Below are 12,643 nucleotides of genomic sequence, written 5' to 3'. Positions count from 1 at the left end.
GTTCACGTTATGTTCTACGCCGTTTCAGGCCACCTGTCACCACATGATGTGGTCCCGGACTCAAAGGGATAAGCCTTATACATTTTCAAACTGAGCCTTGCGTCCTTCGGGTGTGCTGAGATGGACGTTGGCAGCGGTCGGCGCCGAAAGCCGGAGTCCCTAGTGCAGCGACGCCGACAAGGGTTACACCCCTTTCGTCAAGTGTCGCTGCACAACTTTTTGAACTTGGTGCATTTTCGATCCAGACACATGATGCTCGGCGCATCTATTGTCAGGATCAATGCACTAGCGAGGGTGATGACCGGAGGCGGCCGCGTGGAGCGATCCCCCGGACGCAGAACGGCCGACGACACGGGGCAACCGTCTCGTCGGCCGGGATGGTGCCGGGGACCGGCGCGGGCTAGAGCTGCCGGAAGAAGTCGTTGCCCTTGTCGTCCACGATGATGAACGCGGGGAAGTCCTCCACCTCGATGCGCCAGATGGCTTCCATGCCCAGCTCGGGGTATTCCAGCACCTCGACCTTGCGGATGCTGTTGAGCGCGAGTTGCGCGGCCGCGCCGCCCACCGAGCCCAGATAGAACCCGCCGTGCGTGCCGCAGGCGTCGGTGACGGCCTGGGAGCGGTTGCCCTTGGCGATCATGACCATGGAGCCGCCGGCGGCCTGGAACTGATCCACATAGGCATCCATGCGCCCGGCGGTGGTGGGCCCGAACGACCCCGACGCCATGCCCTCCGGCGTCTTGGCCGGGCCAGCGTAGTACACCGGGTGCTCTTTGAAGTACTCGGGCAGACCCTCGCCGGCGTCCAGCCGCTCCTTCAGCTTGGCATGGGCGATGTCGCGGGCCACGATCATGGGGCCGGTCAGGCTGACCCGGGTCTTGATCGGGTACTGACTCAGGGTCTTGCGAATCTCGGCCATGGGGCGGTTCAGGTCGATCTTCACCACCTCGTCGGACAGCTTCTCGGCCTTGATGTCCGGCATGTACCGGGCGGGATCGGCCTCCAGTTGCTCCAGGAACACGCCGTCGCGGGTGATCTTGCCCACCGCCTGCCGGTCGGCCGAGCAGGACACGCCGATGCCCACCGGCACCGAAGCCCCGTGGCGCGGCAGCCGCACCACGCGCACGTCGTGGCAGAAGTACTTGCCGCCGAACTGGGCGCCGATGCCCAGGCGGCGGGTCATCTCCAGCACCGCCTGTTCCAGGTCCAGATCGCGGAAGGCGTGACCGTGCGAGCCGCCCTCGGTCGGCAGGCCGTCCAGATAATGCGCGGAGGCCATCTTGACCGTCTTCAGCGTGGCCTCGGCCGACGTGCCGCCGATCACCACCGCCAGATGGTACGGCGGGCACGCCGCCGTCCCCAGCGTCTTGACGGTCTCTTCCAGGAACGCGGTCAGCGACTTGGGGTTCAGCAGCGCCTTGGTCTGCTGATACAGGAACGTCTTGTTGGCCGAGCCGCCGCCCTTGGCCATGAACAGGAACTTGTAGGCCTCGCCCTCGGTTGCGAACAGGTCGATCTGGGCCGGCAGGTTGTTGCCGGTGTTGACCTCGTCATACATGGACGTGGGCGACATCTGCGAATAGCGCAGGTTCAGCTTGGTGTAGGCCTCGGCCACCCCGTTGGACAGCGCCAGCGCGTCATCGGCGCCGGTGAACACCTGCTGACCCTTCTTGCCCATGATGATGGCCGTGCCGGTGTCCTGGCACATGGGCAGCGCCATGCCGGCGGAGATGTTGGCGTTCTTCAGCAGTTCCAGGGCCACGAAGCGGTCGTTCGGCGAGGCTTCCGGGTCGTCCATGATGGCGCGCAACTGAGCCAGATGCGCCGGTCGCAGCAGGTGCGAGATGTCGCGGAACGCCGCTTCCGCCAGCAGCGTGAGCGCGGCCGGATCGACCACCAGCATGTCGCGGCCCTTGAACCTCTCGACCGAGACGAAGTCGCCGGTCAGCTTGCGGTACGGCGTGGCGTCCTGGGCGAGGGGGTAAATGTCGGCGAAGGCGGCATCGAGCATGGCGGGTCTCCGGAACAGCGGGGCGCGCACGCATCACGGGGCGACCGGGCAGACGCAAACGGAGGGGCGCAAACGGAGGGGCGCAGACACAGGGGCGCACACAGAAGGGCTTGGACGGGACGGCGGGCGGCTCTCACGGCAGGGGGCGCGCCCCGCCGGGCCGCGCGCGGCAGACGGGCAAGCGGACGGACCGCGACACGCGGCGCGTCCGCCTACTTCTTGCGGAAGGCGTCGAGGGTGATGACGTTCGCGCCCTCGCCCTCGGAGTCCTCCGGCGCCGCGCCCCGGCGGTCATCGTTGGTTTCCCCCTCGCCCATCAGCGCATCCCACTCGGCGCCGGGCTCGTCGTCCATCTCGTCCAGGCCGGCCTCGCCCCCCAGATCGGTCTGGAACTGCAGCCCGAAGCTGGCATGGGGATCGGCGAAGGCCGTGACGGCGGCGAACGGCACCCGCAGGCGCTCGCGCTTGCGGTTGAAGCTGAGGGTCACCTCCAGCGCATCATCGAACACCCGCAGATCCCAGAACTGGTTCTGCAGCACGATGGTCATGTCCTGTGGGTGCTGCGCGCGCAGCCGGTCGGGCATGACCACGCCGGGGCGGGTGGTCTCGAAGGTGATGTAGAAGTGGTGGTCTCCCGGCAGACCGCCCTGGGCTTCGACCACGCGCAGGGCGTCCCGCAGGACGCCGCGCAAGGCGGCCTCGACCATGCGATCATACTGGAAGGCGGTCACTTGTTCGGTCACGTCGCTGATCCTGTATGACGGACGCGCAGTACACGCGGGCAGTGCGGACACGCCGGCCCGATGGAATGGAGGGCTTCTGTTGCCAGGTGCCCTCCGGACCCCGCCCGACCGTGCTACCGGCCGGGGCTTAGATCGGTTACCGGCACCGCATTACGCGGCGACAGCTTCCGGAGCATAGTTGTCGTTGGCAACTATTGCGTTTGGCCCGATAACGGTGGTGCCATGCCGAACGCAACCTGCTTCTTTACCACGCGTGTCGATCCTGTTTCGCCCCCGGATCGGGGCCCGCGACGCGGCGCGGACCCCTGGTCATTGGTGGAGGCGCCGGGTACTGCCCCCGGGTCCACTACGCTTATTCCAAGCAGGGTTTAGCGTCATAGCCGGCGAACCGGCACCTCCGAATATAGGACGGGGCGCGCGTCGATGCAAACGGCGGAAATCGGGCAGCCCCGAAGGCGCAGCGCGCGGGCCCTGGCTTGACTCCCGCGCCGGCTCGGGATAGCCGATCTGTGTCCTGCGCCATGGAATGGCCATCCGGCCGGCCCGCGGCGCGCACGATTCGAGATCATGCTCGCACCCATGCCCCGCGCGGGGCGCCCGCCTCCACCGCCCCACTGCTAAGGACACGTTCGCCATGACACCGTTCGCCTTCCTGTTTCGCCTGGCCGCGGGGGTCCGGACACTTCTGCTGGTCGTCGTCATCGCCACCACCGGGGTGGCGGGCGCGCACGCCAACGACTTCCCGACCGAACCGGATGCCTTCATCAAGGCGGTGGCGGAGCGCGCCATCGAAGAGATTCTTGAGCCCGACACCTCCACCGAGGAGCGCATCTCCAAGTTCGAGACGCTGCTGAGCGACGCCTTCGACCTGGAGGCGGTGGGCCGCTTCGTGGTGGGCCGCGCATGGCGGTCGGCCTCGCCCGAGGAGCAGGAACGCTTCCTGGACCTGTTCCGGTCGTTCAACGTGTTCAACTGGGGATCCCGGTTCGACGAGTACGGCGGCCAGGCACTGGAGGTCACCAACGTCCTGCCCGACGGCGACAAGGGCTATTTCATCGAGACCCGCATCGGCAACCCCGACGGAAACCCCTTCATCGTGACGTGGCGCACCCGCACGCGGGACGACGGCCTGCGGATCGTGGACATCTCCGTCGAGGGCATCTGGATGTCCCAGACCTGGCGGTCGGAATACAGTTCCGTCCTGAAGGAACAGGGCGGCCTGGGCGGCCTGAACGACGTGCTGGAAGAGCGGGTCGAGGATCTGCGCGCCAAGTCCGGGCTCTAGGTCCCGGGCGCCGGGCACGGGACGCCGCCCGGTTCACGTTCCCGGTTCACGTTGATGTGAGCGCCCGACCTTCCCATATCCTGCACGAGCGGGCGGGGCTTCGACGCCCCGCCCAGACCCCGGCGGCGGCGGCCCGGACCCGGCCGACACCGCCCAGACCGGAGGACCGCGCCATGCCTCCGAACCCGCCCGGCGGACGCTCTCCCCACGGACGGCACCCTCAGGAAAACACGGGGGTGCTGCTGCGCCTTGGGCTGTTCACGTCGTTTGCGCTGCTGATCGCCTCAACCCTGCCGTCGCCTCTGGTGGTCGCGTCACTCAGTTCCCTGCTCTGGATCGGCGCCCTGGTGGCGGCCATCGGGGCGGCTCTGCGCGGCGAGTCCGTGCACCGGCCCGCGCTGACGCGCTGGGACGAGGCGGCCGTGCTGATGGGCGCGAGCCTGCTGCTGGGCTTTTTCGTCGATGAGGCGGCGGTGGCCGAACTGGCCGAGGGGCTGCGGCGGTAACGCGCGTTCAAGGCCGCAAACCTGATACCGCCCGGCCTATGAAGTGACGTCATAGGCCGGGCGGCCGGTGCGACTGCACCGGCGCCGCGAAGCGGCGTATGGCTATTGTCCTGACGAGTCAGGACAATAGCCGGCCAGTATGACACACGAACGCGCCCGGGCCGTGCGGTCCGGACGCGTCGTCATGCTCTCGTGCGGCCCTCGATCCGGAGCGGATCAGGCCACGTGTTCCAGGTCCGGCATCGAGGTGTTGTCCAGGACCCCCGGGGCCAGCGCCTTGTCCATGGCGTCGATCACCATGTCCGCATGGGCGTTCAGGAAGGCCTCGCCCTCCTCCGTGCGCTGCACGAGCACGCTGCGTCGGTCGGCGGTGTCCACCTCCCGCACCAGCAGGCCGTACTTGCCCAGGCGGTCCAGGGCACGGGTGATCGCCGGCTTGGAGATGCCCAGCGTGCGGGCCAGACCGCGCACCGTATGCGGCGCCGGGGTCTGATACACGGTGAGCAGGACGGCCATCTGCCGCGAGGACAGGTCGGGCGTCTCGCACCGAACTCCCTCTACGGTCGCAAGCCGCCAGAGATTCAACGCCTGTTCGGCGGTCATGGTCTTTGAGGAGAAACCCATACCCGAATACCAATGTGCTGGAGACTGCGTGGCGCGCGGCCACTCCATGTGCGAGTGCGTTTACGTCGCCTGCCGACCGATGTGCACCCTGCCAAAAGTTATATCCCTAACGATCATGTCAGGATACCCCTTTCAGGGACACGTCGGCGCAGCCCTGGAGCCGGCCACGAGGTTGAGCAAACGACTATGGCGGCCGGGGAATGATCCGGCATTGACAAGAGTCAACCGGGCTGGCGGACCCGACCGGGGGGCCAGGAAAAGCCATCGGCCGGCGCGGCGCAAGGGCGTTGGCGGACGGCGCGTATGATGATATAGGAATTTTTATGATCGTGGCCCCGGGGGCGCCACACCCTCGCGAGTCGCCGTCGGGGCCGCGACTCCCCCTGTTCTCCAGACACCAGACCAGAAGGACACATCATGCGTCGTCTTGCCCTGGCCCTCGCGAGCCTGCTGATCGCGACTCCCGCCGCCGCCCACACCGGCGTCGGCGCCACCGCCGGCCTCGTGCACGGGGCCATGCATCCCATCGGCGGGCTGGATCACGTGCTGGCCATGGTCGCCGTCGGCCTGTTCGCCTGGCTGGCGGGCGGACGCGCCCTGTGGGTCGTGCCGGCGGCCTTCGTCGGCATGATGGCCGTGGGCGGCGCGCTGGGCGTGCTGGCCATCTCGGTGCCCGCCGTGGAGACCGGCATCGCCCTGTCGGTCGTCGTCATCGGCGCCATGGTCGCCCTGGGCCGCGGCCTGCCGCTGGCGCTGGGCGCCGCGGTGGTCGGCGTGTTCGCCGTGTTCCACGGCCACGCCCACGGCACCGAGATGCCCGAGACCCTGTCCGGCCTCGCCTATGGCATCGGTTTCATGGCCGCCACCGCCGTGCTGCACGGCGCGGGCATCCTGGCCGGCCTGGGCCTGGGCAAGGCCAGCGCGGCGCACGGCGCCAAGCTGGTGCGGGCCGGCGGCGCCCTGACCTCGCTCGCCGGCGTGGGCCTGCTGGCCGGCGCGTTCTGATCCTGACCGGCGCATCTCTGCGGCGCACTCACAGGTCTCGCAGGTCCCGGCCGACGGAAAGGATTGCCCTTTTCGCCGGCCGACCGGCGCGACCGCGCCGGCGCCGCGCAGCGGCGGAGGCGGTGAAACGGACTCGTCCGCTTCACCGCCGATCCGTTTCAAAAAGGGCCGGTCGGAGGCACCCTCCGGCCGGCCCGACGCGTCTCCGCCCCGTTGGCCCTTTCTTAAGAGATTTGCGCTCTACTCCTGGGATCACGACGGCACCGGCCGCGCCGCGATCCAGGGATACGGCCCGGTCAGACAGGGGAAAGGGACCCGGCAGGCATGGCCAGGGCGCGCAGGCGATCGGCGGCGCGGGGCAAACAGACGCCCCGGGTCGGAGTGTTGCATCTGGTCATCGTGGCCGGGGTGCTGATGCTGTCGGTGCGGATCGGCACGCTCTACGAGGACCTGTACGGCTGGATGGCGACCATCGAGGTCGGTCAGAGCCGCGCGCTCGCCGTGGAACCCGCCCAGGCGCAGGAAGACCCGCTCGCCGCCAACCGCGCCGCGCCCGAGACCGAGCCCGTCACCCCGAACGACACCGGCGCCGACACGCCCGTGGCCCCCACCAGCGGCGCGCCGGACATGACCGAGCAGGCCACCACCGGCCTGACCCCGCCCGGCTTCACCCAGTCCGAAATCAACCTTCTGCAGCGCCTTGCCGAACGGCGCGAGGAACTGGACGCCGTCGAGCGCGAACTGGCGACTCGCGAAGCCCTGCTGCAGGCCGCCGAGCGGCGCATCGGCAACCGGATCGAGGAACTCAAGGAGCTGGAACAGGTCATCCAGGGCCTGCTCGCCGAGCACGAGGCCCAGGAACAGGCCCGCATCGACCAGCTCGTCAGCATCTACGCGACCATGAAACCAAAGGATGCCGCCCGCATCTTCAACGATCTTGACATGCCCATCCTGCTGCGCGTGATCGAGACCATGAAGGAGCGCTCCGCCGCCGCCATCATGGCCGAGATGACCCCGGACCGCGCCAAGCAGGTCACCACCGAACTGGCCCGCCGCCGCGCCCTGCCTGGCACGGACCCGGCCACGGGCGCCCAGGCGGCGTCCACCCGATAGGACGAACACCCGCACGCAAACCGTCGGTGCAAAAGGGGTCTTGCGTGCCGGTGATCCCTTCCTTTAACTATCCCCCATGCCCACGGGGACGATGGCAGAGACAGGTGGGCGCGGCACTCGTAAGTGGGGAGAGCAATGGCCGTCGATAAGAACATGAACGTCCTCATCGTGGACGACTACAAGACGATGCTGCGCATCATCCGGAACCTGCTGCGTCAGCTCGGCTTCGACAACATCGACGAGGCGATGGACGGCAGCCAGGCCCTGCAGCAACTGCGTTCCGGCACCGAGTATGGTCTCATCATCTCCGACTGGAACATGGAGCCCATGACCGGCCTTCAGCTTCTGCGCGAAGTCCGCGCCGATGCGAAGTTGAAGAGCACGCCCTTCATCATGGTCACGGCCGAATCCAAATCCGAAAACGTGATCGCCGCCAAGGAAGCGGGCGTGTCCAACTACATCGTCAAGCCGTTCAACGCCGAGACGCTGAAGTCCAAGATGGTGAGCGTGCTGGGCGACTTCTGATCCCCTGATCCCGGCGGCCGCGCGCCGCCTCTCCACCGCCGCGATCCCGGAACCGGCCCGCCCCCGCGGGCCGGTTTTTGCGCGTGTCCGCCCCGGGATCACCCCCTCGGGCGCTCCAGGGCGCGGGTCAGGGCGCCGATCCCGATCAGCGCCGCGCCCAGGCCCAGGAACGACAGCACCCGCCACAGGCCGGTGAGCGCGCTCATGTCCACCAGGAAGACCTTGAGCGTGACCGCCAGCACCACCACCAGGCCGGCCCGGCGGGCGGCGGTCTGGCCCAGCCGCGCCCCCGCCAGCAGCAGCGCCATGCCCAGCGCCAGCCAGAGCACCGAATAGGCGTACAGTTCCGCCTCGCCCGCCGCGGCCCCGTCGAGCACCGGGCCGCTGAAGGCATGCCGCACGCACAGGGTCAGCCACAGGCCCAGCAGCGCCACCGACGCGGGCGCGGCGGCCTTGCGGATCCAGGACCCGGGGCCCGCGCGCCACGCCCACCACGCCAGCAGCAGCGCCGGAGTCGCATAGAGCGGCAGCAGCAGGTTGAAGACCGGCGTCGGCCCCACCGGGTCCCCCGTCCCCATCGGGTTGACCGCCAGGACCGGCCCGACCAGCAGGGCGAGGCCCGCCCCGCCGCCCAGCAGGACCTCGGCCCCGCGCAGCACGGGGCGTCCGGCGCGCCCGGGGCCCGCCTGCCGCCACGCCTGCAGGAGCACGGCGCCGATCAGCCAGACATTGATGTGCGCGGCCCACTCGGCCGCCGCCGGCGGCCCGCCGGTCAGCCCCGGCCCGGCCATCCCATGCCGGATGCTCAGGGAGGCCAGCAGCACGGCGAACGCAATCGCGCCGCCCTCCAGCACCATCACCAGCCGATCGTCCCGGCGCGCGGCGAACAGCCACGCGGCCAGTCCGAACGCCACCGCCGGGAGCCCGTAGCCGTACACGATCCAGGTCAGCAGCCCCGCCGTGCCCAGCGGGTAGTCCAGCACGAACGGATTGCCCGCCAGCCGCACCAGAACCACCCCGGCCATCACCAGCGCCGCGCCCCGCAGACCGGGAATGTGGCGATCGCCCAGGCGGCCCTCCACCCAGGCCACGCCGGGCAGGGTCAGCGCCAGGGCCACCGTCAGCCACGCCTGATCCAGCGCGAACGTCGCCGCCAGCGCCACCGCCGCCAGCACGCCCACCGCATGAGCGCCGAGCGCGCCCTCGGGCCGGCCCGCGCCCGCCATGCGTCCCGCCGCCAGCAGCGACAGCCCGCCCACGCCCAGCGCCAGCGCCGCCCAGCCCAGATCGATCCCGACCGCGCCCAGACGCCAGAACGCGACCGCCAGGATGAGCAGCGGGGTGGCCGTCGCGAGGCCCGCCCAGGCCATGGGGCGGCTCGTCCGATCCGCCAACAGATGCGCGCCGACGGCGACCAGGGCCCCCTGCCCCGCCGCCAGCACCAGGAAGGCCGTCACGCTGCGCGGCAGCGCAGGCGTCAGCAGGGCATCCGGCGCGGGCAGCGGAGTCCCCACCAGATCCCAGCCGGCCAGGGTCGCCAGCCCGGCCAGCACCGGGGCGACGGGCGCCAGCCAGAGCCGCGCGTCTCTCGCGCCCGCCCACAGGCCGAGCCCGGTCAGCCCCAGCACCGCCGCGATGGTCGCCGGGGCCTGATCGCTCACCAGGGCGAGCAGCGCCAGCAGCGCCGCCGCCAGCAGCCACGCCGCCTCGGTCAGAAGGCGCGTCACCGGGTCCGCCAGCGGCGCCGACAGGGCGTCCCACACGCCGGGCGGCAGGCCGACCCGCACCAGCGCGAACGCGCCGGCCATGGCCACCAGGAACACCGCCGGCACGGCCTCGTCCCCCGGCCCCATGACCACCATCATGACCACCAGCACCCACAGCGCGTTGCCCGCCAGCGCGAGCCCGCCCAGCCACGGCCACGGCCGCCAGCGGGGCAGCAGGGCCGCCGCCATGGTCAGCGCGAACAGGTACAGGAACAGCGGCACCGGCGCGGGGTCCTGCGACGAGACCAGCAGCGGCACGGCATAGCCGCCCAGCAGGCCGAGCACGGCCACGAACGGTCCGTGCAGCAACGCCAGGACCACGGCGACCAGCGACACCAGACCGAGCCCGACGAAGGCCACCGTCGCGCCCACCAGATCGTACAGGCCATGGGCCGCGTACAGCCCCGCGAACAGGCTGGACAGGCCGGCGGCGGTCAGCGCGGCGGCGACCCGGCGGCGGGGCAGCGCGCCCTCTCCGGCCGGGACACGACGGCGCGCGCGCTCGCCCAGGACCAGCAGGCCGACGCCCAGCAGCCCGGCCATCAGGCAGCGCAGCGCCGGGGTCAGCCAGCCCTGATCGATGGAGTACTTGACCAGGAACGCGCCGCCCAGCGCCAGCGCCAGACCACCGACCCAAATCAGCCAGGAGTCGGCCAGCCGCTGGCCCAGTCCGCTCACGGCGGCCCGCGCGGGCGCCGGGTCCTCGACGAACGGGGCGTCGGCGGTCTCGGTCTCGGGCTCGGGCTCGGGCTCGGCCTCGGGCTCGGGTTCTGGTTCGGGCGCGGGTTCTGGTTCGGGCTCCGGGGGGGACGCCTCGCCCGTGGCCGACTCCGGTCGAACCGGGGCCGCGCGCAGCCGGCGCACCTCGTCTTCCAGCACCGTCACGCGCTCGCGCAGGCTGGACGTCCGGACGAAGGACCAGATCGCCAGCACCGGCGGCCCGAACACCAGGAGCAGGCCGATCAGGGCCGCCAGCACGAGATCATCGTCAGAGAACATGCCGCGCGCTCCCCCTCACCGGCCGGACGTCGGGAAAGCCTACCCGCACTCCGGAACGGTCGTCGAGAGCGCCCGTATCACCGCCGCGCCTTGCGCCGCTGGCCCTGCGCGGCGAGCCACAGCCCGGAGACGATCAGCACCAGCCCCAGGCCGTGCGCCCACAGCAGTTGCTCGCCCAGGAACACCACGGACAGCAGGCCGCCGATCAGGGGCAGCAGGTACATGAACTGACCCGCCACGTTGGCGCCCACCATGGCCACGCCCCGGTTGAAGCAGGCATAGGCCAGGATCGACGGGAAGATGGCCACATAGGCGACCGCGCCCAACGTGGGGCCGTCGAAGGCCAGGGTGCGGCCCTGCACCAGCATTTCCCACAGGAAGAACGGCAGCAGCCCGGTGGCTCCGGTCAGGAACGTGACCGCCAGGAACACGGGGGCCGACACCTCCGGCCGCTTGCGCAGCAGGGCGGTATAGCCCGCATAGCACCCCACCGCCGCCAGCACCCACACGTCGCCGACGTTCCACTCCAGGCCCAGCAGCCGCATGGGGTCGCCCCGGCTGATGACGGCGGCCGCGCCCGACAGCGAGACCAGCAGGCCCGCGATCTGCAAGGGGGTCACGCGCTCCTGGAAGATCACGAACGACCACAGGATGATGAGCACCGGCATGGCCGTCTGCATCAGCAGGGCGTTGATGGCCTGGGTGTCCTGCAGGCCGATATACAGGAACGTATTGAAGATCGTGATGCCCAGCACCGACAGCAGCAGCACGATGCGCCAGTGCCGCACCAGCACCGGCCATTCCCGCCGCAGCCGGGGCCACGCGAAGGCGAGCACGATCAGCCCGGCGATGCTCCAGCGGCAGAAGGCCAGCCCGATGGGCGGCACGTGGCCGCTCACCGCGCGGCCCACCACGGCGTTGCCGGACCAGAAGCTGACGGTCAGGACCAGCAGCAGGTAGGGCCACTCGCCGATGCGGGCGAGCGGCCCCCAGCCGCCGGTGCGGGGCCCGTCTGTCACGACCCGCCGCCCTCGGCCACGCCGGCCTCGGCGAAGGTCGCCATGCCGGTGTGACAGGCCACGGCACCGCGCAGCACGCTCAGCGCCACCAGCGCGCCGCTGGCCTCGCCCAGCCGCATGTGCAGGTCCAGCAGCGGCGGCTTGCCCAGCGCATCCAGAAGGCGACGGTGGCCGGGCTCCCGCGAGACATGGCCGGCCATGGCGTGGTCGAGCCCGCCGGGAGTCAGCGCCTGCCACACGCCCGCCGCGGCGCAGCAGATGAAGCCATCCAGCAGCACGGGCACCCCCGCCCGGCGCGCGGCCAGGACACCGCCGGCCATGGCCGCCAGCTCGCGCCCGCCGACCCGACGCAGCGCCTCCAGCGGATCGGACAGGGCGTCGCCGTGCAGGGCCTTGGCGGCCTCCACCACCGCGCGCTTGCGGGCGAAGCCGGCGTCGTCCACGCCGGTGCCGCGCCCCACCCAGTCGGCGGCGGTGCCCCCGAACAGGGCCAGCGCGAGCGCGGCGGCGGCGGTGGTGTTGCCGATACCCATCTCGCCGACGATCAGCAGGTCCGCCGCCGACAGGTCCAGCGTCAGGCCCGCGTTCAGGGCGGCGACCACCTCGTCTTCGGTCATGGCGGCATCGGTGTCGAAGGGCTTGGTCGGCGTGTCCAGGTCCAGCGGGATCACGTCCAGATCCGCGCCGCCGGTCCGGCAGAGCTGGTTCACGGCCGCGCCGCCGTGCTGGAAGTTGGCCACCATCTGCACGGTGACGGCGGGCGGAAAGGCCGACACGCCCTTCGCCGCGACGCCGTGGTTGCCGGCGAACACCACGCAGCGCACCCGGTCCAGGCGCGGCGGATGGCCGCCCTGCCAGGTGCACAGCCAGGCGGCCAGCTCCTCCAGGCGGCCCAGCGATCCGGCGGGCTTGGTCAGGGTGGGTTCGCGGGCCTCGGCGGTCGCGCGGGCGGCGGTGTCCGGTCCGGGCAGATCCCGGGCCAGGGCGCGGACGTCGTCGAGCGAGGAGGCGGGGGCAAGCGGTGTGGCGGGCATGGACGGATCCTGG

The 12,643-nt window shown here is 70.7% G+C and carries 11 protein-coding genes and 1 other RNA gene; 5 read left to right on the top strand and 7 right to left on the bottom strand.

The features are described 5' to 3' along the window. Nucleotides 1–400: 400 nt before the first annotated feature. The 3 genes from GHC57_RS14535 to ssrA all read right to left on the bottom strand — a co-directional run bounded on the left by GHC57_RS14535 (nt 401) and on the right by ssrA (nt 3,187). Complete coding sequence (locus GHC57_RS14535; RefSeq protein ID WP_153345498.1) at nt 401–2,011, bottom strand: fumarate hydratase; 1,611 nt, start codon at nt 2,009–2,011, stop codon at nt 401–403. A 212-nt stretch (nt 2,012–2,223) separates the two neighbouring features. After that, on the bottom strand, nt 2,224–2,754 hold the full coding sequence (locus GHC57_RS14530; RefSeq protein WP_343031184.1) for an SspB family protein: 531 nt from the start codon (nt 2,752–2,754) through the stop codon (nt 2,224–2,226). A gap of 64 nt (nt 2,755–2,818) precedes the next feature. Continuing rightward, nucleotides 2,819–3,187: a transfer-messenger RNA gene (gene ssrA, locus GHC57_RS14525) on the bottom strand. Between the two features lie 201 nt (nt 3,188–3,388). Here ssrA and GHC57_RS14520 point away from each other — a divergent pair. Both GHC57_RS14520 and GHC57_RS14515 read left to right on the top strand, forming a co-directional pair. After that, nucleotides 3,389–4,039 carry an MlaC/ttg2D family ABC transporter substrate-binding protein gene (locus GHC57_RS14520; RefSeq protein WP_170294898.1) on the top strand — a complete coding sequence of 217 codons (651 nt, stop codon included), beginning with the start codon at nt 3,389–3,391 and terminating at the stop codon, nt 4,037–4,039. Nucleotides 4,040–4,275: 236 nt separating this feature from the next. Then, the gene (locus GHC57_RS14515; protein WP_153345494.1) at nt 4,276–4,545 is read left to right on the top strand and encodes a hypothetical protein; all 270 of its coding nucleotides are present in this window, start codon (nt 4,276–4,278) and stop codon (nt 4,543–4,545) included. A gap of 216 nt (nt 4,546–4,761) precedes the next feature. Here the strand turns inward: GHC57_RS14515 and GHC57_RS14510 are convergent, their stop codons facing one another. Continuing rightward, nucleotides 4,762–5,148 (bottom strand): MarR family winged helix-turn-helix transcriptional regulator, encoded by a 387-nt coding sequence (locus GHC57_RS14510; RefSeq protein WP_153345492.1) that lies wholly within the window; start codon nt 5,146–5,148, stop codon nt 4,762–4,764. Between the two features lie 438 nt (nt 5,149–5,586). On the opposite strand from GHC57_RS14510, the gene GHC57_RS14505 reads away from it, so the two are divergent. The 3 genes from GHC57_RS14505 to GHC57_RS14495 all read left to right on the top strand — a co-directional run bounded on the left by GHC57_RS14505 (nt 5,587) and on the right by GHC57_RS14495 (nt 7,812). After that, a complete protein-coding gene (locus GHC57_RS14505) occupies nt 5,587–6,174 on the top strand; it encodes a HupE/UreJ family protein (protein WP_153345490.1) in 588 nt (195 codons plus the stop codon). Between the two features lie 324 nt (nt 6,175–6,498). Beyond that, nucleotides 6,499–7,287, top strand: a complete 789-nt coding sequence (locus GHC57_RS14500; protein WP_153345488.1) for a MotE family protein — start codon at nt 6,499–6,501, stop codon at nt 7,285–7,287. Between the two features lie 135 nt (nt 7,288–7,422). Beyond that, nucleotides 7,423–7,812 (top strand): response regulator, encoded by a 390-nt coding sequence (locus GHC57_RS14495; RefSeq protein ID WP_153345486.1) that lies wholly within the window; start codon nt 7,423–7,425, stop codon nt 7,810–7,812. 98 nt (nt 7,813–7,910) lie between these two features. Here GHC57_RS14495 and GHC57_RS14490 read toward each other — a convergent pair whose 3' ends face one another. The 3 genes from GHC57_RS14490 to cobT all read right to left on the bottom strand — a co-directional run bounded on the left by GHC57_RS14490 (nt 7,911) and on the right by cobT (nt 12,630). Further along, nucleotides 7,911–10,577 (bottom strand): DUF2339 domain-containing protein, encoded by a 2,667-nt coding sequence (locus tag GHC57_RS14490; protein WP_153345484.1) that lies wholly within the window; start codon nt 10,575–10,577, stop codon nt 7,911–7,913. Between the two features lie 77 nt (nt 10,578–10,654). Next, the gene (locus tag GHC57_RS14485; RefSeq protein ID WP_170294897.1) at nt 10,655–11,596 is read right to left on the bottom strand and encodes an EamA family transporter; all 942 of its coding nucleotides are present in this window, start codon (nt 11,594–11,596) and stop codon (nt 10,655–10,657) included. Beyond that, nucleotides 11,593–12,630, bottom strand: a complete 1,038-nt coding sequence (cobT, locus tag GHC57_RS14480) for a nicotinate-nucleotide--dimethylbenzimidazole phosphoribosyltransferase (RefSeq protein ID WP_153345482.1) — start codon at nt 12,628–12,630, stop codon at nt 11,593–11,595. Before cobT ends, GHC57_RS14485 begins: the two co-directional genes overlap by 4 nt. Between the last annotated feature and the right edge of the window lie 13 nt (nt 12,631–12,643).

Source organism: Roseospira navarrensis (genome assembly GCF_009601025.1).
GTDB classification, from domain to species: domain Bacteria; phylum Pseudomonadota; class Alphaproteobacteria; order Rhodospirillales; family Rhodospirillaceae; genus Rhodospira; species Rhodospira navarrensis.
This window is presented reverse-complemented; position numbering and strand designations above follow the sequence as displayed.

What these genes read in the sequence shown, in the direction of transcription:
- GHC57_RS14535 (WP_153345498.1), bottom strand. Translation starts at nt 2,011, where the DNA reads ATGCTCGATGCCGCCTTCGCCGACATTTACCCCCTCGCCCAGGACGCC.
- cobT (WP_153345482.1), bottom strand. Translation starts at nt 12,630, where the DNA reads ATGCCCGCCACACCGCTTGCCCCCGCCTCCTCGCTCGACGACGTCCGC.
- GHC57_RS14510 (WP_153345492.1), bottom strand. Translation starts at nt 5,148, where the DNA reads ATGACCGCCGAACAGGCGTTGAATCTCTGGCGGCTTGCGACCGTAGAG.
- GHC57_RS14500 (WP_153345488.1), top strand. Translation starts at nt 6,499, where the DNA reads ATGGCCAGGGCGCGCAGGCGATCGGCGGCGCGGGGCAAACAGACGCCC.
- GHC57_RS14490 (WP_153345484.1), bottom strand. Translation starts at nt 10,577, where the DNA reads ATGTTCTCTGACGATGATCTCGTGCTGGCGGCCCTGATCGGCCTGCTC.
- GHC57_RS14520 (WP_170294898.1), top strand. Translation starts at nt 3,389, where the DNA reads ATGACACCGTTCGCCTTCCTGTTTCGCCTGGCCGCGGGGGTCCGGACA.
- GHC57_RS14495 (WP_153345486.1), top strand. Translation starts at nt 7,423, where the DNA reads ATGGCCGTCGATAAGAACATGAACGTCCTCATCGTGGACGACTACAAG.
- GHC57_RS14505 (WP_153345490.1), top strand. Translation starts at nt 5,587, where the DNA reads ATGCGTCGTCTTGCCCTGGCCCTCGCGAGCCTGCTGATCGCGACTCCC.